Genomic DNA, 20102 nt, shown 5'->3' with positions numbered 1-20102 from the left:
CTTATGTTCGAGATGAAATCAGCCAGCTTCACGGTCAATGACCGCACGCTGCTGCACCCCACCGACCTGCGTTTCGAGCAGGGACAGGTTTATGGCCTCATCGGCCACAATGGTTCGGGCAAATCGACCCTGCTCAAGCTGCTGGCACGCCAGCAACCCCTCAGCGACGGCGAGATCCTGTTCGATGGCAAGCCACTGGCCGACTGGGGCAACCGGGAGTTTGCCCGTCAGGTGGCCTATCTGCCCCAGCATCTGCCGAGCGCCGAGAATCTGCTCGGGCGGGAGCTGGTGGAGATGGGCCGCTACCCTTGGCGCGGCCTGCTGGGCCGGATGGGGGCGGAGGATCACCATCAGGTCGATCGGGCCATCGCCCTTACCCATACCGAACGCTTTGCCGATCGGCTGGTGGATACCCTCTCCGGTGGCGAGCGGGGGCGGGTCTGGCTGGCGATGCTGTTGGCGCAGGAGAGCCGCTTCATCCTGCTGGACGAGCCGCTGGCCGCGCTGGACGTGGCCCATCAGGTGGAGGTGCTGACGCTGGTCAAGCAGTTGAGCCGTCAGCTAAACCTAGGGGTCATCATCGTCATTCACGACATCAATATGGCCTCCCGCTTCTGCGATCGGTTGGTGGCACTCCACTCCGGCCGCCTGCTCACCCATGGCGAACCTGAGGGGCTCATGACCAGCGAGACCCTGCACGCTATCTATGGCATTCCGATGGAGGTCATTCGCCACCCGGCTCATGCTCATCCCATCGCCATCGTCTGACCGGGGGCTCTCTTGAACCGTTTATTGAAGAAGATGGCACCCTGCCTTATTAGCCTGCTGCTGCCACTAGCGGCGCAGGCCGACACATCCCCGATCGCCTCTGCACCGCTACCCCGTATCGCCACTGTCGACTGGACCATTGCCGAAACCTTGCTGGCGCTAGGGGTGACGCCGCTGGCGGTGGGGGATGCAGGCCCCTATCAGGCATGGGTTGGCGAGCCACGGCTACCCGCCGGGGTAGTGGATATCGGCCTGCGCACCCAGCCCAACCGCGAGCTGCTGGCGGAGCTCAAACCCGATCGCATTCTCATCTCGCCGCTGGCGGCCCCGCTGGCGCCAACCCTTTCCCGCATCGCGCCGGTGAGCACCATCGCCCTTTATGATGGGCAAACCGATCTGTGGCAGAGACTGCACGAGGTGACCCTGACCCTCGCCCGTATGGTGGGCAAAACCGCCGAGGGCGAACGGCTGCTGGCCGGGCTGGATCGGGATCTCGCCAGCATGCAGGCCAGATTGCCTGCGGATCTGCCGCCTCTGCTGGTGGTGCAGTTTATCGATGAGCGCCATGTGCGGGTGTTTGGTCGCCACAGCCTGTTCGATGCGGTGATGACGCGGCTCGGGCTGCGTAATGGTTGGCAGGAGCAGACCAATGACTGGGGTTTCTCGGTGGTCAGTATCGAGCAGTTCATGACCTTGCCAACCGCGCGGCTGGTGGTGGTCGATCCCATCCCGGTAGGGGTGAGCGAACGGCTGCAGGAGCCTGGGCTGTGGCAGCATCTGCCGCAGGTACGGCAGGCGCCTGTGCTGCATCTGCCTGCGGTCTGGAGTTTTGGTGGCGTACTTGCCGCCCGCCGTTTCGCCGGTCTGCTCAGCGATGTATTGCTGCAAGATGCCGAGCGTATGGGGGCTAGCCGATGAAGCGACTGCTCACATCGCCGCTGCTGCGGCCGGTCTCGATCCTGCTGGGGTTGACCCTCTCGCTCGCGTATTGGGAGCTGGCTCGCCAGCTGCCCAGTGCGCTCTGGTGGCAGAGCCTGCTCGCCCCCAATCTGGATGATGTCAGCCAAGCGGTGGTGCATTTCAGCTGGCTACCCCGCTTGGCGGTCACCCTGTTGGCCGGGGCGGCGCTCGGGCTGGCGGGCACCCTGATGCAGCAGGTGCTGCGCAACCCGCTCGCGTCACCGACCACCTTGGGGGTGGCCTCCGGTGCCCAACTGGCGTTGATGATGGTGACCCTGTTTGCCCCCTCCTGGTTGCTGCTGGGGCGGGAGTGGATCGCCATGGCCGGTGGCAGCCTCGCGATGGCACTAGTGTTTGCCCTGGCCTGGCGTCGCCAGCTCAATCCGGTGGTCATCGTCTTTGCCGGGCTGGTGATCAACCTCTATCTGGCGGCCATCAGCATGGGACTCTTGCTGTTTTTTCAGGAGGAGCTGAAAGGCTTGCTGGTGTGGGGCAGTGGCTCGCTGGTGCAGAACAGCTGGAGCGGGGTGAGTTACTTGTTACCCCGCCTGCTGGCAGCCGCTGTGCTGGCCGTTGTGCTGGTGCGCCCGCTGACGGTGCTGGAGCTGGATGATGCCAGCGCCCGCAGTCTGGGGGTCTCCCTGCAGCATCTGCGTTTTGCCGGACTGGGGCTGGCGGTGTTTGTCACCGCTTGCGTGGTGAGCGTGGTGGGGCTGATCGGCTTTATCGGGCTGGCGGCGCCCGCCATGGTGCGGCTGCTCGGTATCCGCCAGCTCGGCCAGCGGCTGTTGTGGGCACCGATCCTCGGCGCCCTGCTGCTGGCGGCGACCGATCTGTTGCTGCAGAGCCTGAGCCGCTTCTGGCCAGTCTTGATCCCCACTGGCGCCATGACCGCCCTGCTGGGGGCGCCGCTGCTGCTCTGGCTGATCCCGCGCCTAGGTATCAAGTCGGGTACGCCTAAGGCAAACGCCGGCCTGCTGGTGGCTCGCCATTCGGCACCGGCTCGCCTTATCGGCCTGTTGCTGGCCGGGCTGCTGCTGGCCGTGGTCGCCTCCCTGCTGGTTGGGCAGGGAATGACGGGCTGGAGCTGGCCAAGCTGGCTCCGCTGGCAGGCCCAGCTGGAGTGGCGGCTGCCGCGCACTCTGGCGGCGGGGGCGACTGGCGTGCTGCTGGCGCTGGCGGGCACCCTGTTGCAGCGGGTCAGCAACAACCCTATGGCGAGCCCGGAGTTGCTGGGGGTGAGCGGCGGCACCTTTATGGGGGTGATAGCGACGGCCTTACTGCTGCCAGCTTTGCCGTTGCCCATAATGCTGCTGGGCGGCCTGATCGGGGCCTTCGCTTGTCTCTTGCTGCTGGTGCTGGTCAATCGCAAGCACGGCTTCCAGCCGGAGCGGATCCTGCTCTCCGGTATCGCCATCACGGCACTGTTCGAGCCGCTGCAGGCCATCGCGCTGGCCAACGGCGACATGCGGGTGCAGCAACTGCTTTCCTGGATGTCCGGCTCCACCTACTACGTCACCCTGCCGGTGGCCTATGGGCTGGTGGGGCTGGCGCTGTTGATGCTGGCCGCCTGCCTGCTGGTGAGCCGCTGGCTCGATCTGCTACCGATGGGGAGTGCTGTCGCGACTGCGCTTGGCATTCGCCTCAACCGTGCCCAGCTCGCCATCTTGCTGCTGGTGGCCGTGCTCACTGCCAGCGCCACCCTGGTGGTCGGGCCGCTCTCATTCGTCGGTCTTCTGGCGCCACATATGGCCAAGCTGATGGGGTTGGTGCGGGCACGCTGGCACCTGCTTGGGGCCGCCGCTTCCGGCGCCCTGTTGATGGTGTCGGCTGACTGGGTCGGTCAGCAGATCCTCTTCCCGCAGGAGGTGCCGGTCGGGCTGGTCTCCACCCTGTTAGGGGGCGCTTACTTCATGTGGTGCCTGCGCCGCCTCTAGGTTTTTGGATAAAAAACGCACAAGAAAGCCCGGGACGAACCCGGGCTTTTTATTGTCTGCCTAACAGGCTTACTTGCCGATGCAGAATGTAAATAATCTATTATCTTCAATATGTTAGTGACTTTTCGGGGGCCACTTGGGGTAAAAGTAACTAAAACAGCATATTGAGAGGCCGCTCACAGGTTTCTGCTATCGTGCTGCGTTCCCACATAGTCCATTCTCGATCGTGCAGCCTTCCCATAAGCCCCGCCCTGTTTACCAGGGGTGCCCGGCTTGCGGCCTACCGACATAATGACTCCAGCAATAAAGAAAGCTTCCTTGGAAGCAAGTTTAGTATTTTCACAGAAAGCGATTAGAGCGATTCCCTGAGCTGAGACATATCTTCGCAGCAGTCAAAGCTTTCGGCGAGCTCTGTAGTCGATTCAGAGCGCTGATTTTCGCATCCCCAGAGCGAGTATCAGCTTCGCTTTGTTGAGATGAAAATACGACAGTTGGAGAGCAAAGGTCGAGAAGTTTCCGCCTCATCGGTGAGGCAATAAAAAAGGGGCCAAGGCCCCTCACTCATTCCTTCAACGGCTTGCCGTCCCAATCCAGCCCCTTCTCAAAGCTGTCGATCGCCTCTTTGCTAAGCGTCGCCTGACCGCTCCGGATCCTGCCGGCCGCAGTTCCGCAGATCTCCCGCTGAGTCTGGTCGAGCCTGTCGTTCGCTCTGGCCTCGTTGATGCAGGTCGTGAACAGCCAGTCCCCTTGCGCTATAAGCTCTTCCTTGCTTGGCTTCATTGCGTTGCCGATGATCAGCAGCGCGATGATCCCTATAGCGATGTACCCCAGTATTTTCATCATTTCCCCGAAATGGTCTCAGACAAGGCAATTCTCAATGCTTTGGCGCCTTTACGCATAGCCCTGGCTCTCTAACATAGGTCACATATTTGCCACTGGGCGTCGTTTTGGATAGGACCTTGCAGTACGAGTACCCCTGATCAGCCAGCTGGCTTTTGAGCTTTTGGTACCCAATAAAGCCTGATACCGCACCGGCGGCCAGGAACGCGAGCATAACCACATTGGCTACGGTCATCCTCCGGCCCGTCAGTACGTCGCTCATCAAAACGCCTCTTAGGAGACAAATAGGCGAGGTGACGAGCAGCACCAACAAAACGCCAATAAGGCCTACCGGCGCCCATAGAGTGTGAAGTCCGATCTTCACCACCCCCTCACCAGCTTGCAGAGCGAAGTAAGGCTTGAGTGCGGCCGAAGAGATAAACCACCATGCCCATACCGCAAACAGGGTTAGAGTGACGATCGCGACTGACAGCTTGAGCCTATTCCGTTGTTGCACTGTTGAGCGCCCCCACCACCTTCTCGGATACCTCCCACTCCTCGAACGCTATGTCGATGATCACATAGGTGGCTATCACAAGAATTGTGCCGACCAGAATGGGCGCCCCGGCCGCGAAGGCCAGAATAAGAACAGCCTCCCCAGCCCCGAACTGGACAAGCGCCTTGAACATGTCGGCACCGACATTGCCGAACCAATCAACCAGGTGGAATTGATCGTTGAAGATCAGGTCGTTGGTATTGATGGCGGCTGAGATAACAAAGGTGACGGCCATGCCGCCCTTGAAACCGGACGCCCGGCTCTGAGGTGAAAGGCCAAGCTGGGAGATTTTCGGGTTGTTGATCCGGTACTTGTGCCCGTTAACCTTCAGCCTGACCTCATTGACCAGAACGTGCCGCAGAACCTTGCTGCTGTTGTTCTTGGTGGTAATGGCTATGTACTCTTTGCCGTTGCTCTTGAACACCTCGGCCGTGACACCCAGGTCGCCGAACTGCTTCACCAGCTCATACGACTTGTAGATGGTCATGCCGTAGTCGCCAAGGTCTTTGGTGCTGCTTGCCGTTTTGAGCGCGTCGGTCCCTTTCTCCTGCCACATGTCCTTCAGGGTGGCCATGGCGTCCTCGAGGGTGAAGATGATGGCCTTCTTGTGGTTGGCCTCGAGCACATCCCTAAGCTTTGCCGTCAGGTCTTCGCCAGTGATCGGGTTGTACGGTGGCCAGAATCCGCCCCGGGTGCCGTCAGCAATGGTCTGGGCCTGCTCGGGCGTGAGTGATGCCGGTGCCGCACGGGAGGCAGCCGCAGGCGCTTGGTCGCCGATGATCACAGAGCCTCCGCCGATGATGACCCCGCCGCAGTCGATGCCACTGCCGGTCAACGCTGCAGGCTTTCCATTGAAGAAAACAGTGCTTGAACCGGTTGAGATGGTTCTCGGGTGCGGCGAACTGCCGGGCTTGGAGTGTGGCGCCAGAGAGTCGCCTACGCGGGCAGCTGGCTTGTTGTCGATGATGATGTCCGGCGAACCGGTGATGATAGGGGTTGGCGGGAAACCGTCGTGGTCTGTGCCGATGTCGCCAATGGTGGCTGCTTTCTTGCTCATTGAGGCTCTTCCGTTCAGCTTTAAGATGCGCCAACAGAAGCAAAGAGGCTCCCGTCGGCACGACATAATGGGAGCCTCTAGTGTCTCACACCGAGGATTCGTTCGCTAACTGAGCAATATGAGGAGTTTTCCCACGTTTCGCCTTGTCCAGACAGATCCAGTCACCTGCACATGGAGACAAGACCTCCGGTTTGCGACAGGTTTTGCCTTCATCAAAGAAGTCCATCTCCCCGCCGGTCTTGCCGCAAGTGGGACAAACTGATCTCTGCTTAGTCATCCATCCGAACCTTTTTCACTAGTTCATGCTTGATTGGCCAATCTTCCCCTTTCTCTGCTGCCTCGAGAACCTGTTTCTGAGTGAGCACCTCGATCATGCCGCTCGCCTCGTAAATGCGATCCTTATCCGAGAGTACGCTGTCAGGGTTATCCTCATACATCTGCTCCGCCAGCTCCTCTTTCGCCTCCTCCATAGAGCCGTCCACGATCACCTTATTCCAATCGCGGTTGTAGAAGACGAAGTCCGGGCACTCTTTGATGGCAAAAACAGTTTTTGACATGGCTTCTCCAAAGGGCAAAGGCCCTGCTATTTGACGGTGTAGCCTTTTATCAGCCTGGCAGAGCGGGCTTTTAGGCCCTCTAGAATGGAGCTGCTGATTGCATCGGGGAAGCCTGCCGGCAATTGCTGGGTAACGCGTTCAATAACATCATCAACGGAGTTGGCCAGTTCTGTCAGGATCTCTTCCATAGCAGAACGCTCAAATCCCACAGCTTTCGCCATTTGGAAGAAATGGCGCGGGAATATCTGCTCAATGGCGTACTTCTTTCCCTTGCTGCTTGCTAGGCCCATAGCGAGCTTGGCGTCCCTTCGGTTGAGGCCTCGGCCGCCAAACACTGGATAGACAGATAGGATGTCGTAAAAAGGGGTCAGGCGAAAACGCCCTTCCGGTTCAATAAAGACCGAGAAGTTCTTTGCATGGCCATCGGTGGCCGCCAGCAGCCAGAACAGGACCTGAGATTTCATGAACAGGTAGCGATCCTGTTCTGGTGTCGCAGAGCCCAGCAAGGTTTTCATGATGTCAGTGATCCCCGGTCCTCCATGGCTCTCGTATTTCCGTGCTGACGGAACATTCAATACCTGACAGAAATCTTCTTGGGGAAGGCGCATGATCCAACTGCGATCTGTAGCGTAACGTCTGTCGAAGCGTTCCACCGCAAGTGCTTGGACCTGGCCAACCTGCATCATGAAGCAGTGAGGTACGGGTAGACCAAACTCCTTGGCAATCAGAGTGCAGATATATTCGTTTTCTACGCTCTGGGAGAGGTCTATCGAGTAGGAGTGGCTTTCAATCTTGCCGATAGGGAGTTTAATGATGTGGGTTGTCGGCGTTGCGTTGAGTGGCAAGTACCAGCGGCCATCGAGATAGAGCAGCGCAGTCTTTTCTTGCGCCCCGGCGATAGAGATCCGGAACTCCTCTTGCTCCCTGACCATCCCCAAAGGGATTCCTGATTTGTAGCTGGTCAGGATTTGCTCGAGCTCGTCATCGGAAAGTGCCTTGTAGTCGATTCGCCTGACATCTGGAACATCGTGCCCTTCGGTAACCAGCTGTAATGCCCCTACGCTATCCTGGCCAATGCAACTGAGCAGATCGAAGGGCTGGGTTGATACCGCTTGATAGCGTGCTACAACCCTGTTCCTCACCTCCGTATTATCTGGCAGCAGGTTGTCGAAGAAGTTATAGGCTTCATCGCCCCGGTAGGCCTGATGGCGCAATGGCATGGAGAGTGAGATGGGACGGCTGCCCGGTTGTGCTAGCCATGACCCATGGTACTGAAACTGATGGGCGCCGCTGGTAGTTTTGGTGAATGTGCCCACCCGATAGCCGTTCATGTAGACAGCCAGATTGGCCATTACCACTCCTCCTTCCAGCCCGATGCCGGACTATCGGATGACTCATTGCGGGGTTTGATATCCACTGACAATTCGAGTGCTGCGAGGATCTTGAACAGGGTTTCCAGCTTGGTGGACTCAGGGTTGAGCTCGAAGCTGGAGACTGTGTCTTGCCTAATCCCCACTTTCTCGGCCACTTTGCCTTGAGAGAGCTTTTGAGAAAGTCTGGCATCCTTGATACAGGCGCTCAGTTGCTTGGCGCTGGTTACTTTCATGATTCAACAACCTGGTAGCGTGCCTTCTTCCAATTTACACGCTATGACAGGTATATCAATATTTACCTGTTATAGAGGGTAAGTGTCATTTACACGCCATAGGCGGTATTTAACATTTATCCCCTATAGCGGGTAAGAGAACAGCAGACGGGGAGATTACCCAACCAGTTGAGACCTTGCTCTGCAAACGTCAATAGTTGGTTACTTTAGTTCTGAGCGATCAGGCCGCAGATTATCTTGAGTTCGATAATAAGGTCATCGTGCACTAACGCGTTGCGCAGGCCAATGAGCTTGCGCAGAGTGTCAGAGGGGATAGCCTTGCGGCCCGAGAAGGTGGACCTATTAAGAAATTGAATCGGCCTTGGAGCGTGGGGCCAAAAGAACCTAGCATCATCACCAGTAAGGTGGCTGGGAGAGGACATAAACTAGGGCTACGCGTTGATTATTGCAGTTCAAGTCAGAACTGAAAAGGTACATATCCGAGCATATGTACTAATTTTGGGCTGAAAAATCATACATCTTACTCACTCAAACCATGGGGTAAAGAACTGCCGCGCTACGCTTGGCTGCTGGCTTGTTCGGCGAGTCGAAAAGATGACTCACCTCAAAGCCCAGCTTCTGTAGATTTCCTCCTTTGGCAGCCCATTCAGCAGATCAGGAATCGTGAGCAACGTCGCTTAAATACTCAAATACAACTCAAAAGCGACTTTGTGATGACGGATCACACTTAAAGTTTGTGCTGTCAGATCAAAAGGCTATCGAAAGGTCGTGTTTTGATCGTCATGCGGTGGTTTTAAAAAGGTATACCCCATTAAAACCACTTAATACCCTCTCGAAAATAATATTGAAACCACTTATATTGAACCAATAATTAGGAACCACTTTAAACAGACTGATGGGGGTTTCAATGTTCATACGGGCGTATTTACGTGCATCGACTGTGGAACAGGATGCTGAGCGGGCACGAGAGCTGCTGATTGGTTTTGCTGCTGAGCATGGCCATCAGATTGCCAGTTTCTATGTGGAGAATGAGTCTGGAGCGACGCTGGACAGGCCTGAGCTTATGAGGCTGATCCGCGACGCTGCAGATCGTGACATTGTGCTGGTAGAGCAGATTGATCGTCTGGCCCGTCTCAATCAGACGGATTGGCAAACACTGAAGCAGCTTTTGGCACAGAAACAGCTCTCCATAGTTTCTCCTGAGCTTCCGACTTCCTGGGTGGCATTACAGGGGGGCAGCCGCTCCGAGTTCACCAGCGCCATCTTGCAGGCTGTAAATGGCATGCTGTTGGATATGCTCGCAGCCGTCGCTCGTAAAGACTATGAAGATCGCCGTCGCAGGCAGCAGCAGGGTATTGCCAAGGCCAGGGATGAAGGGAAATACCGTGGTAGGCAGAAGGATGAGAAGAAACGTCAGCACATCGCCAGGCTGTTGGTGACAGGCCACAGTTATTCCGCGATTCAGGAGATGCTTGGTTGCTCAAGGTACCTTATCGCCAGTGTGGCCAAGGAGGCGCGCAGTTAGCTTCAGAAGTAGTAATTTTTGATGACCGGCCCACCCTTGCGTTTTGGGCGTGGGGTTGTCTTGAGGGTTTTCGCTGTCCAGATAAGAGCGATGCTCAGCGCAGTGAACAGCCCGGCGGGCCAGTGCCAGCAGGTGAGTGCGGCAAGAGCCATTAACTGCAACCTGGCCGTGATGGGGCGCCTGGTGGCCCAGGCCAGTATTGGCCAGCACCAGTAAACCGGTGGCAGGCAGATCAGCAGCCATGCAAACAGCGTGTCGCCAAGTGCCATCAAGCCCAGCGCAACCACCGCCATGAGGGCGATATCAGCGATCGGTTTCATGGTGTCTCTCTTTTGCATGCGCCTTGTAGCTATACAGACTCCACACGAAGACAAGCGTGAAGAAGGCCAGCAAGCCTACCATTCCCCAACTGAACGCATCCATCGTGTTACTCCACCACTGAACATGATTTCAGCATGGCACTGAAGGCATTAGTATTCAATCAACTTATTGAAAATATTGACTTTGTTCGTTCGTGACAAAGTTGGAGTACTGGAATCCAGTGGCTTATTGACCAGTGGAATCAGCGCCCTTATCCCCGGCCAAGTCCTGTCCAATTCCTTTCCACATAACTATCTATCTGGAATCTTGGTGAGGATATTCCAGATACTGGAATGTCGCTTCAGAACGGGCACCTGGAATATTGATAGGGGCCTTCCCATCTATCTGGAATGTTCGTGTTGTTTTTCGCTCTGGAATGTTGGTCGTCTTATTTGAATGGATGATGGACCTTGGTGTGCTGGAATTGATGGGGGCGGATTCCTATCTATCTGGAATTTTGCCCCTCATATTTCAGGATGTCAGCAGTCGGTGGGCCATCCCGTCGAGCAGCTGTTTGGTCTTCTCCCAGGTCGGCATCACCTGACCGAGCAAACGCCAGAATCGCTCGCTGTGGTTGTGCTCGGCAAGGTGGCAAAGCTCGTGGAGGATGACGTAATCAATGCACTCTCTGGGGGCTTTTACCAGATGAGGATTGAGTGTGATCCGGCCATTGGGCGAGCAGCTTCCCCATTGGGTTTGCATATTCAGCAGGCGTAGCGGAGGGCGATCCACAACCCACAAGGCTTGTTCCAGCATGGCATCGAGACGTTTGGCGAAAAGCTCTCTGGCGCGGGTTCTATACCACTGGGTCAGTTGAGCCTTCACTGTCTCGGGTCCTGGCTTCCTGACTGATACTTCCAGCTTGCCTCGCAGCAGTTTGACCCCTTGCACACTGCTTGGTGCAACGATGACCTTGAGCAGGTATTGCTTGCCGAGGTAAAGGTGACTCTCACCACTGACATAACGGCGTGGCGTGACATATTCCAACTGCTGACGAAAGTCACGCAACTGCTCGTAGATCCAGCGGGCACGCTTTTTTACCGCCGCAAGCACCTCTTCATCTGGCGTTTGCGGCGGAGCCATCACCTCAACCCGGCAGTCAGGATGCACCTTGATCAGCAGTTTGCCTGCCTTGGGTCTGGTGAGCCGTTCGAACCTGATAAGCTCGCCACCATAGGAAAAGTGCTGGAGCCTATTGGCCATGTTGCCGGAGGTGCTCATCTGCAGTTACATCCCACTGTGACCAACTCGGGTAATCTGCACGACCATTTCCACCATGCGCTTGGCTTGATCCATGCCACAGCCGATGGACTTGCACTCGGTGAACAGCAATGGCAGCAGCTTCTTGCGAATATCGGCTTCAATATTTTGCGGGTTGATAGAGTGTTCGGCGACCGAGGCATCAACCAACCGGTCGATCTCGAAGGCGAGTTTGACCCACTTTTCTTCAACCTGAGCATCTTGGCTGTCAAACAGTTGTGGCAGGTTCTTTTTGAAGACACCGAAGTAGGCCTGTGCATGGCGGTTAGCGCCAAACGCATCAGGCATATCGTTCAGGCGGCGTTCCTGTACCTGCTCTTCAAACTCGCGGAACAGCATGTACTGCTTGAGAGGGTGATCAAACAGTTTTTCCGCCTCTTCAATGGCGAGGCGCAACAAGGTTGAGAAAGACTCCTGAGCATAAGGGTCATCCCTGAGATCCTGCTCAATCATGCGCGTGACGCGAGTCTTTATGATGTCAGTCTCGTTGCGGGTCTTCTCTTTGCTCCACTCTTCCGGCGGTTTTTGCAGTCCCATCTTGCCGACTTCATACACACCACCGGGCTCTTTGACCTCGACGCCAACCACATGCTTGTCGAGCAGCTTTTTCACCTGCTGGGCGTACTCGTCGTAGTCGACTCGTTCACCTGCATCCTGTTGCACTGTCTGCCGCAGGCTGGAGAACTGCTGCAGCGTCTCTTTGTAATGGCGGCGATCCGCTTCGGTAAAGGCGGTGTCTTCGAAGAACGAGGCCGACTGTAGAGCTACTTTCAGGCAACTGGCAAAGCGGGAGAGTGCCTCATAGAAGTCTTCACGCACCTTGAGATGCACATCTACCAGCTCTCCCTCTACCTCTTCCATTCGGGGTACCAGCACCTGGCGCAGTTGCTCTATATCCTGCTTGTTCTTTACCCCGGCAAAGATGTTCCACAGGTCCTTGTAGAGCTGTGGCAGGCGCTTGTATTCAGAGCTCATCTGGTTGTAGAGGCCGGCGATGTCGTCAAGGTCGTAGCCACCCTGAGTGCGTGAGGCGAGATCCTGATACTTGGCGATAGTGGTATCTAGCTCCGAGAGAATGCCGCGGTAGTCGATGAGCAAGCCAAACTCTTTGTCCGGGTGCAACCGGTTAACCCGGGCGATGGCCTGGATCAGGTTGTGTTCCTTCAAGGGTTTGTCGATGTAAAGCACCGTATTCTTGGGCTCATCGAAACCGGTCAGTAACTTGTCTACCACGATCAAGAGCTTGAGCGGATCATCCTTGTCGGCGAAGCGTTCGATAATCTGCTTGGTGTAGAGCTGCTCATCCTGGCTACCCACGTTATCTTTCCACCACTGCACGACCAGAGGGAGGGTTGATTCATCAACATCGGTATTGCCCTCCCTGCTATCGGGGGAGCTGATAACAATGGCAGATTCGAACAATCCAACCTCATCGAGATATTGCTTGTACTTAATGGCGGAAGACTTGCTGTCGCAGGCGAGCTGACCTTTCAGCTCTTCCGGAATGTTTTTGTCGAAGTGCTCGGCTATGTCGCGAGCGATAAGCTGGAGCCGGTCATCGGCTTTGTAGAGCTCGCCTTTGCGCGTGTATTTGCGCTTCAGGTCAGCCTTTTGCTCCTCGGTCAGGTTGGTGGCGATGCGGTTAAAACCGGCATCAATCGCCCTGTCGTTCACATCGAGATCCGGGATGCGTTCTTCATAGAGCAGGGGGGTGACCGCCTTGTCCTCAACGGCTCGCTGCATGGTGTAAGCGTGCAGGATGGGGCCAAACTTGTTGGTCGTCTTGTCGTTTTTCAGCAGTGGGGTGCCGGTAAAGGCCACAAAGGCGGCATTGGGCAGGGCCAGTTGCATGCGAATGTTGTTTTCGCCCCCCTGGCTACGGTGCCCCTCATCGATCAGCACGATGAGATCCGGGCTCTTGTTGACGCACTCAGGCAATTTGGTGGCAGTGTTGAACTTCTGGATCAGCGAGAAAATGATGCGCTCGGTACCCTTGCCAATTTGCTCGGCCAGTCGCTTGCCGGAGGTGGCCATCGCCGCGTCCTTGTCCTTCTTGCCAGCCAGTTCACCACTGGATGAGAAGGTCTTGCTGAGCTGGCTTTCGAGATCCACCCGGTCGGTCACGACAATGATGCGGCAGGCTTTCAGCGCATCATGCAGGATCATCGCCTTGCTCAGGAAGACCATGGTGAACGACTTGCCTGAGCCTGTGGTGTGCCAGATCACCCCACCTTGGCGGCCGCCATCAAGGCGCTTGTGGCTGATCCGCTCGATCAGTCGCTTGATGCCGAACACCTGCTGATAGCGGGCCACTATCTTGCCGGCCTTCTTGTCAAACAGGGTAAACAGACGGGTCATCTCCAGCAGCCGATCAGGTGACAGCAGGCTGATAAGCAGCCGATCTTGGTCCGTCACCGCCAACTCGCCGGCGGCCAATAGGGTCTGGTACCAATCCTGCGTGGCCGGTGGGCGATGATCAAACAGTGTCGAGAGGGTATCTTGGGGAATCGGCCGATTCTTGATCTCGGCCATCTGCGCGTCGCTTATGTCCTCTTCACGCCAGGCTGCCCAGAATTTTTCCGGTGTGCCGCAGGTGCCATAGCGTCCTTCGATTCCGCTGATGGAGAGCAGCAACTGGCTATAGGCGAACAACCGCGGGATCTCACCGTGTAGCTGGTTGCGAATAGTCTGGGAGATCCCCTCCTTGACGGTAGGTCCCTTCTTGGCGTTGCTATCCGGGCGTTTCGCCTCGATCACCGCCAATGGCAGGCCATTGACGAAGCAGACGATATCGGGGCGACGCGACTCTATGCCACTGGCTCGGGTGACATGAAACTCTTCGGTAAAGGTGAAGCTGTTATTGTGCGGGTGATGCCAGTCGATCAGGGCAATGGTTGGGCTCACCTTCTTGCCATCGATGAATTCGGTGACCGACATGCCGTAGAGCAAATGGTTATAGATCCGTTCATTGGCGGTCATCAGCCCTTCATTAAGCGCTGGAGTACACAGCTCACTCACCAGATTGTCGACTGACTTGGCCGAGAGCGGATACCTCTTGCCGGCATACACAAAGGATCGTTTGCTCAGCTCCTCGCGCAGAATCTGGCTCAGCACGACCTGGTCATATTTATTGTTACGGGCCGCCAGCGCCTGCTTGGGGGGCAGAAAAGTCCAACCCAGCTGGGTCAGCAGGGTCAGGGCCGGGATCTTGGCGCTGAACTCTTCTTGAAACTTGGGTGCGTGGTGATGATCAGTCATTGAGTTCAATTCCCCGTGCAGCGAGCCATTGGCGCCCTTTCTCTGTGGTTTGGTAAGCCTGTTCCGGATGATTGGGCACTTCCGGGTAGGCATAGCCAATCAAGCCCTCTTGTTCCCGCATAATGTTCAAATGGGACGCCTTTAGTGCGTTTTCCCGCCGGTTCAGCGTTTTGGCCAGTTGCTCAGTCTTGTAAGGACGCATGGCACAGAGCCACAGAATCACTGGCCACAGGTTATTTCTGCGTGCTTTGGGGGTGAGCTGGTCTATACGAGCGAGCAGATCTGACGGGAGGTCACCCGCATTTGAGCCGAGGTCACCTCTATTTGCCGCGAGGTCACCCGTATTTGCGTCGAGGTCACCCGTATTTGCCACGGGGTCACCCGCATTTGAGCGGGGGCCCTCATCATTGGCTGCAGCAAACAGTGGGAGTTCGTGAGGCGCTGACAGCTCGTAGTAAGTGGAGGGGCCTGCCCCCCCTTTGACCAGCAACTGGTACTGATGATGCAATCTTCCCAGTATCTGGCTGGCAGCGAGCGTATCAAGGCCGGTAATGGCGCGAAGGCCTGCGTTATCCACCGCTCCCGTCTCTTTGGCCAGGATAAGTGCTTTGGCTTCATCGTTGTTCAAGGTGAAATGAGCGAACTGTTTGAGCCAGGCCAACTGCTCTTCGCCCATCAGTTGATGCAATAGATAGGTTGCCAGAAACTGGTTCTGGATGACCTGACTCATGAAAACAGGTGCAGTCAGACCCACCTGGTCCAGCAGACGCCGCATGGTGCGGATGCCGGAGCCTTTGGTCTCGGCAAAGCTGACGTCGTAGAGCACAGAAGCTAGCACCGGATTGCGCAGGATAGAGCCCATCTCCCCCAGCATCGCCTCGGGCTTGAGAGAGTAGCCGGCGTTGCGTATCTCGAGACGGTTGCTAAAGCGCACCACTATGATGGGCTGATTAACCTGATAATCACGGTGCATGACGGCGTTGACCACCGCTTCGCGAATCACCTTCTGTGGCAGCAAGGGCTGGTCGTCTCGTTGGGTTTTGCCCTCTTCCAAACGAAAATGCTTTGGCAAGTCATCCAGAATGGTGGCTTCCAGTTTGGGGATCAGCGTCAGCAGGGGTTCACGCAGATCCAGCGTGATGTCGAAGCGCTGTTGAGGGTCTTCCACCCACTGAGTGCCGGCGACGCGCACATAGTCCACGCGCATGGCGGGTAACAGTCTTCGCAGCGCCAGCGGTTTGCCAAGGAGCAACAAGCCGGCGATATTGGGTACCCATTCACCCTGGCGCTTTTTCACCAGATTGAGGGATTGGAGCATCTCACTGTCACTGGCCTGCAGCTCTTCAGCATGAGGGCGAACCTTGCTGCGCAGCGTGCGATAGAGCTCGATGGCGTGGGGATCGAGATCATCCCAGTGGGCATCAGGCAGCAGAACCTGCTCGAACCCCAGGCCATTTTTGGCGAGCAGCAAGGGCTCCAGCTCCAGCTGGGAGCATTCGTAATCACCGTTCAATCCCCGTCGCCAGACGCCGCTCTTGCGCTTGTTCTTGCTGTCGAACTTCCCCTTAAAGGTGCAAGGCTTGGCTGCCGGCTCCAGTTCGGGGACAAAGACAACCAGCACACGCTTGCCCTCCAGCTGATGGGCTTGCGCCTGTACCGGGATCGGCTGTTCAAACTGGTCACGGCAGTTGGTCTGCAGCGTGTTGAGGAGCTGGTCACTGTGGTTGACACCGCATACCGAAAAGGTGTCGTGTGTTTCATCTGGCTCGTTAACCCCGAGCAGCAGATAGCCACCACCAAGGCCAGGCTCATTGGCAAAGGCACAGATCGACTGCATGACGGATGAACCGATGTCGCTGCCCCGCTTGGCCTCGATACGGGGACACTCATCCAGCTCGCGCAACTGAGCCAGCAACTGCTCCGGGGTAAATTCGATCATGCCTTTGAACGCTCCTTCAACTGTGTGCTACCGATGGCGTCTGTTCGGGGTCTTGCCATCTCAACTCAGTGCAAACAGCACTGTTTGAACTTCTTGCCGCTGCCACAGGGGCAGGGGTCATTGCGCCCGATCTTGGGGGCCGCTCTAACCGGCAGGGTTACTGGTGTGAGGGCTGGTGCGGCTATCGGCGCTCCCCGTTGGGCCAGAAAATGGGCGTGCAGTCGCAAGGCGGCGGTGCCCACCTCGGCCACGCTCTGTTGATGCTCCGGTAGCGACAGGCTGGCAAGCTGTGGCAGCCGGTCATCGCTGCCATGCAGGCGGATCACCTCAAGCGAGCTATCCAGCTCCTCTGGCAAAGCTGGCCAGTTTCCCAGTGCCATGCCACGCAGATAGCCAAAGCACCACTCCTCGGCGTTGCAGATCTCCTGCCCTTCGACATAGTTGGCCATCAGCACCGGGAGAAAGTGCTTGGGCTGATAACAGAGGGTATGGGCCAGAATATTCATATGGCCGAGGATCAAATCCAGCGCCCGTTTCATCTCATGCTCGGACGACCACTCCGGGGGCGTGCCGCCCCAGAGTACCGGCCACCACTGGCTGGGTGGCACCAGCTCGGGGCCGGAGAGTACCGCAGTCAGCAAGCCGTCGAGCGCCGACAAACTCAGCATCGAGTCGTCGTTGCCATGGTCCATCAGCCGCTGCTCCAACCACTCCACTTCGGCCTCTGTCATGGGGTGAATGGTCACTTTTTTCATGCGGCCTCCTCCACCTTTACCCGCTGTTTGCCGGTCAGCAGTTGTTGCATCAGCGCTTTTTTCTCTTGCTTTAGTGCAGCGAGTTTTTGTTGCAGAGCAGAGATTTCTTGATCGGCGGTGGAGAGAACTGCAGCTATTTTCTGCTGTTCTTCCATCGTAGGTAGATTCAGTTTCATTTTCTGAAACATAGGAAGTCTGAGAGACTTCACGGTTGATCCTACTGCTTGAGACAAAAAGTGCGAACGGAAGTAATGGATTGTATAGAATAAGAATTTCCCGTGACATTCAGGAAAATCCATGATTGCGTATGTTCGTTGGTGAAGATCAAATTTCCCTAAAAAATATTTCGGTATAAAGTCCTGTCCTTCTCCGGGGACAATAACAGCCTCGCAATCGAATAAATATGTATCACTGGTTCTGATATCTTCCGATCTGTCAAAAAATGTGTACGCGCCGTTCATATGGGAATCTTGACGATTTGAACTGCCCGTCGTTATTTTTGATATGTCACCAAGTAGGCGTTCAGACCACACCCCACTAAACCTCACACCATTGCTGTCAAGCAGGCGTTTTTTGCCGGTAAGCAGTTGCTGCATCAGCGCCATTTTCTGCTGCTGGCTATTGGCCAACAGTTGCTCGGTGGTGCTGATCGCCTTATCCCAAGTGGAGAGGATTTTGGCTATTTTCTTTTGTTCTGAGAGTGGTGGCGTCAGAATGACAAGAGGTTTTAACACCTGTAGGTTAATATTTTTTTGTGCATTTTGAGTGGATTGTGAATCTAAATCTTCCTTCTTTGTATCGAGGACATTCTTTAGCCAATAAGTGTCTGCTTTAGTCGAGTACGGCTGAATAGCGACAACACTATCAGGACATGCAACATCAAATGAAGTTATTGCCGTATCACCAATATTTGCAGCAATAGTAATCAGAATAGTTCCTTTAGGAAAAACCTTACTAACTCCGATACCATCTTGATTCAGTGTTTGCGTAAAACTATTTAGATATGTCTTTGAACCAGTAACGTCACCAGTTTGTACGAATGGCATTTCCCCACCAAAATATCTTGGATCATTTCTTGGCCGAGCAGAAAATTTACCTCGCTCAACTATTGATAAATCTTCAAGCGTTTTTTGGCTCCACCCATTAGGCACCATAACCCAACTCCTCCAGATAGTTGGCCATCTCAGTTTCCAACTCGAGCAGCTGAGTTTTTAGCTGTTCACGCTCGGCACGCACCGCCAGCAGATCGATCTCTTCCTCTTCCTCGAAGGTATCCACATAGCGGGGGATATTGAGGTTGTAGTCGTTCTCTTTAATCTCTTTAAGCGAGGCAAGATAGGCGTATTTCTCGACATTGCCGCCGTTGCGGTAGGTGGCGACGATCTTGGCGATATTCTCCGGACTCAGCACGTTCTGGTTCTTGCCGGCCTTGAATTCACGGCTGGCGTCGATAAACAGCACATTGTCGTCCACCTTCTCTTTTTTAAAGATCAGGATGGCGGCGGGGATGCTGGTGCCAAAGAACAGTTTCTCCGGCAGGCCGATCACCGCATCGAGCAGGTTCTCGTCGATCAGCTGCTGGCGGATTTTGCCCTCGCTGGAGCCCCTGAATAGCACGCCATGAGGGACTACGACACCCATACGGCCGCTCTTGGGTTTCAGGGTCTCGATCATATGGAGGATAAAGGCGTAATCCCCCTTGGTCTTGGGTGGAATGCCGCGCTTGAAGCGGCCATGTTTATCAATTCCAGCCTCGTCATGACCCCACTTGTCCAGTGAGAACGGCGGGTTGGCGGTCACGATATCGAAGTGCATCAGATCGCCGTTTTTATCCAGCAGCTTGGGGTTGCGGATGGTGTCGCCCCACTCGATCTTGTGGTTGTCTTCTCCGTGCAGGAACATATTCATTTTGGCCAGCGACCAGGTGGAGCCGATGGCCTCCTGCCCGTAGAGGGCGTAACGTTTCTGGCCGTGGTTTTGCACCACCTTGCGGCCGCATTTCATCAAGAGCGACCCAGAACCACAGGCGGGATCGCAGATGGTATCGCCAAGCTGCGGATCCAGCAGTTCGGCCATCAGGTCGGAGACCTCGGGCGGGGTGTAGTACTCGCCAGCCTTTTGACCGCTGTTGGCAGCAAACTTGCCGATCAGGTACTCGTAGGCGTTGCCAATCACATCGAGGTTGCCGACCCGGCTTGGCCGCAGATCGAGAGCTGGATTTGCAAACACCTCCAGCAGGTCTCGAAGTATGGTGTTTTTCTGCTTCTCTTCGCCGAGGCGATCGCTGTTGAAGCTAATGTCCTGGAACACGCTCTTGTTGCCATCTTTGAGCTTGGTGCCGTTGGCTTCTTCGATAGCGTGCAGGCAGACGTCGATGCGCTCGCCGTTACCGGGTTCGAATCGCTTCTCGTACAAGCTGTAAAAGTTAGCCTTGAAGGACTGAACTACCTTGTCATCCTGATCCTTGATTTCGGCGATGGGCAGCACAAAGCGCTCGCTCTTCATCATCTCTTCGATAAGCTCTGGCGCATCGCCGTACTGCTTCTTGTAGCTGTCGTAATGGTCCTGCCAGACATCGGAGATGTACTTCAGGAACAGCATGGTGAGGATGAAATCCTTGTAAGTATCTGGGCTTATGGTGCCACGGAAGATATCGCAGGCACCCCAAACGGTGTTGTTGATAACGTCCTGATTGATCTGCTCGGTCATAAAGGGGGTTTCCTTGGCGTAATAACGGGTATGCGA

General features: G+C 55.9%; 16 protein-coding genes. 4 read left to right on the top strand and 12 right to left on the bottom strand.

Annotated elements, in window-relative coordinates; translation table 11 throughout:
- Nucleotides 1-3: 3 nt before the first annotated feature.
- From A9G06_RS10035 to fhuB, 3 genes are read left to right on the top strand one after another with little or no spacing between them, the layout of a single operon-like run.
- Nucleotides 4-768: an ATP-binding cassette domain-containing protein gene (locus A9G06_RS10035; protein WP_069555134.1), complete on the top strand. Its 765-nt coding sequence runs from the start codon at nt 4-6 to the stop codon at nt 766-768.
- A 33-nt stretch (nt 769-801) separates the two neighbouring features.
- Entirely contained in the window at nt 802-1686 is an 885-nt protein-coding gene (locus tag A9G06_RS10030; protein ID WP_069555133.1) for an ABC transporter substrate-binding protein, read from the top strand.
- A complete protein-coding gene (gene fhuB / locus A9G06_RS10025) occupies nt 1683-3665 on the top strand; it encodes a Fe(3+)-hydroxamate ABC transporter permease FhuB (protein WP_069555132.1) in 1983 nt (660 codons plus the stop codon). Before A9G06_RS10030 ends, fhuB begins: the two co-directional genes overlap by 4 nt.
- Nucleotides 3666-4226: 561 nt before the next feature.
- Here the strand turns inward: fhuB and A9G06_RS10020 are convergent.
- The 5 genes from A9G06_RS10020 to A9G06_RS09995 form a co-directional block, all read right to left on the bottom strand.
- Nucleotides 4227-4508, bottom strand: a complete 282-nt coding sequence (locus tag A9G06_RS10020) for a hypothetical protein (protein ID WP_069555131.1) — start codon at nt 4506-4508, stop codon at nt 4227-4229.
- Between the two features lie 476 nt (nt 4509-4984).
- Nucleotides 4985-6097 (bottom strand): type VI secretion system PAAR protein, encoded by a 1113-nt coding sequence (locus A9G06_RS10010; RefSeq protein ID WP_069555129.1) that lies wholly within the window; start codon nt 6095-6097, stop codon nt 4985-4987.
- A gap of 269 nt (nt 6098-6366) precedes the next feature.
- The gene (locus A9G06_RS10005) at nt 6367-6654 is read right to left on the bottom strand and encodes a hypothetical protein (protein ID WP_069555128.1); all 288 of its coding nucleotides are present in this window, start codon (nt 6652-6654) and stop codon (nt 6367-6369) included.
- 26 nt (nt 6655-6680) lie between these two features.
- The gene (locus A9G06_RS10000; RefSeq protein ID WP_069555127.1) at nt 6681-8006 is read right to left on the bottom strand and encodes a type II toxin-antitoxin system HipA family toxin; all 1326 of its coding nucleotides are present in this window, start codon (nt 8004-8006) and stop codon (nt 6681-6683) included.
- Entirely contained in the window at nt 8006-8260 is a 255-nt protein-coding gene (locus A9G06_RS09995) for a helix-turn-helix domain-containing protein (protein WP_021140474.1), read from the bottom strand. The genes A9G06_RS10000 and A9G06_RS09995 overlap by 1 nt, the downstream gene beginning before the upstream one ends.
- Before the next feature lie 907 nt (nt 8261-9167).
- Between A9G06_RS09995 and A9G06_RS09985 the strand changes: the two genes are divergently transcribed.
- On the top strand, nt 9168-9785 hold the full coding sequence (locus A9G06_RS09985) for a recombinase family protein (protein ID WP_069555125.1): 618 nt from the start codon (nt 9168-9170) through the stop codon (nt 9783-9785).
- Nucleotides 9786-9787: 2 nt separating this feature from the next.
- Here A9G06_RS09985 and A9G06_RS09980 read toward each other — a convergent pair whose 3' ends face one another.
- The 7 genes from A9G06_RS09980 to A9G06_RS09950 form a co-directional block, all read right to left on the bottom strand.
- Nucleotides 9788-10105 (bottom strand): hypothetical protein, encoded by a 318-nt coding sequence (locus A9G06_RS09980; protein ID WP_069555124.1) that lies wholly within the window; start codon nt 10103-10105, stop codon nt 9788-9790.
- Between the two features lie 511 nt (nt 10106-10616).
- Nucleotides 10617-11348 carry a M48 family metallopeptidase gene (locus tag A9G06_RS09975; protein ID WP_069555162.1) on the bottom strand — a complete coding sequence of 244 codons (732 nt, stop codon included), beginning with the start codon at nt 11346-11348 and terminating at the stop codon, nt 10617-10619.
- A 24-nt stretch (nt 11349-11372) separates the two neighbouring features.
- On the bottom strand, nt 11373-14663 hold the full coding sequence (locus A9G06_RS09970; protein ID WP_069555123.1) for a type I restriction endonuclease subunit R: 3291 nt from the start codon (nt 14661-14663) through the stop codon (nt 11373-11375).
- Nucleotides 14656-16602 carry an RNA-binding domain-containing protein gene (locus tag A9G06_RS09965; RefSeq protein ID WP_069555122.1) on the bottom strand — a complete coding sequence of 649 codons (1947 nt, stop codon included), beginning with the start codon at nt 16600-16602 and terminating at the stop codon, nt 14656-14658. The genes A9G06_RS09970 and A9G06_RS09965 overlap by 8 nt, the downstream gene beginning before the upstream one ends.
- Nucleotides 16603-16667: 65 nt before the next feature.
- Complete coding sequence (locus A9G06_RS09960; protein WP_069555121.1) at nt 16668-17357, bottom strand: UPF0149 family protein; 690 nt, start codon at nt 17355-17357, stop codon at nt 16668-16670.
- Nucleotides 17354-18511, bottom strand: a complete 1158-nt coding sequence (locus A9G06_RS09955) for a restriction endonuclease subunit S (RefSeq protein WP_083243765.1) — start codon at nt 18509-18511, stop codon at nt 17354-17356. The genes A9G06_RS09960 and A9G06_RS09955 overlap by 4 nt, the downstream gene beginning before the upstream one ends.
- On the bottom strand, nt 18501-20066 hold the full coding sequence (locus tag A9G06_RS09950) for a type I restriction-modification system subunit M (protein WP_069555120.1): 1566 nt from the start codon (nt 20064-20066) through the stop codon (nt 18501-18503). The genes A9G06_RS09955 and A9G06_RS09950 overlap by 11 nt, the downstream gene beginning before the upstream one ends.
- Nucleotides 20067-20102: the final 36 nt, after the last annotated feature.

The organism is Aeromonas sp. DNP9 (assembly GCF_001728955.1).
In the GTDB taxonomy this organism is placed as follows: domain Bacteria; phylum Pseudomonadota; class Gammaproteobacteria; order Enterobacterales; family Aeromonadaceae; genus Aeromonas; species Aeromonas veronii.
This window is presented reverse-complemented; position numbering and strand designations above follow the sequence as displayed.

Coding starts and splice junctions, on each gene's coding strand:
- A9G06_RS09985 (WP_069555125.1), top strand. CDS start 9,168: ATGTTCATACGGGCGTATTTACGTGCATCGACTGTGGAACAGGATGCT.
- A9G06_RS10010 (WP_069555129.1), bottom strand. CDS start 6,097: ATGAGCAAGAAAGCAGCCACCATTGGCGACATCGGCACAGACCACGAC.
- A9G06_RS09980 (WP_069555124.1), bottom strand. CDS start 10,105: ATGAAACCGATCGCTGATATCGCCCTCATGGCGGTGGTTGCGCTGGGC.
- A9G06_RS09965 (WP_069555122.1), bottom strand. CDS start 16,602: ATGATCGAATTTACCCCGGAGCAGTTGCTGGCTCAGTTGCGCGAGCTG.
- A9G06_RS10005 (WP_069555128.1), bottom strand. CDS start 6,654: ATGTCAAAAACTGTTTTTGCCATCAAAGAGTGCCCGGACTTCGTCTTC.
- A9G06_RS10000 (WP_069555127.1), bottom strand. CDS start 8,006: ATGGCCAATCTGGCTGTCTACATGAACGGCTATCGGGTGGGCACATTC.
- A9G06_RS09975 (WP_069555162.1), bottom strand. CDS start 11,348: ATGGCCAATAGGCTCCAGCACTTTTCCTATGGTGGCGAGCTTATCAGG.
- A9G06_RS10035 (WP_069555134.1), top strand. CDS start 4: ATGTTCGAGATGAAATCAGCCAGCTTCACGGTCAATGACCGCACGCTG.
- fhuB (WP_069555132.1), top strand. CDS start 1,683: ATGAAGCGACTGCTCACATCGCCGCTGCTGCGGCCGGTCTCGATCCTG.
- A9G06_RS09955 (WP_083243765.1), bottom strand. CDS start 18,511: ATGGTGCCTAATGGGTGGAGCCAAAAAACGCTTGAAGATTTATCAATA.
- A9G06_RS09960 (WP_069555121.1), bottom strand. CDS start 17,357: ATGAAAAAAGTGACCATTCACCCCATGACAGAGGCCGAAGTGGAGTGG.
- A9G06_RS10030 (WP_069555133.1), top strand. CDS start 802: ATGGCACCCTGCCTTATTAGCCTGCTGCTGCCACTAGCGGCGCAGGCC.
- A9G06_RS09995 (WP_021140474.1), bottom strand. CDS start 8,260: ATGAAAGTAACCAGCGCCAAGCAACTGAGCGCCTGTATCAAGGATGCC.
- A9G06_RS09950 (WP_069555120.1), bottom strand. CDS start 20,066: ATGACCGAGCAGATCAATCAGGACGTTATCAACAACACCGTTTGGGGT.
- A9G06_RS10020 (WP_069555131.1), bottom strand. CDS start 4,508: ATGATGAAAATACTGGGGTACATCGCTATAGGGATCATCGCGCTGCTG.
- A9G06_RS09970 (WP_069555123.1), bottom strand. CDS start 14,663: ATGACTGATCATCACCACGCACCCAAGTTTCAAGAAGAGTTCAGCGCC.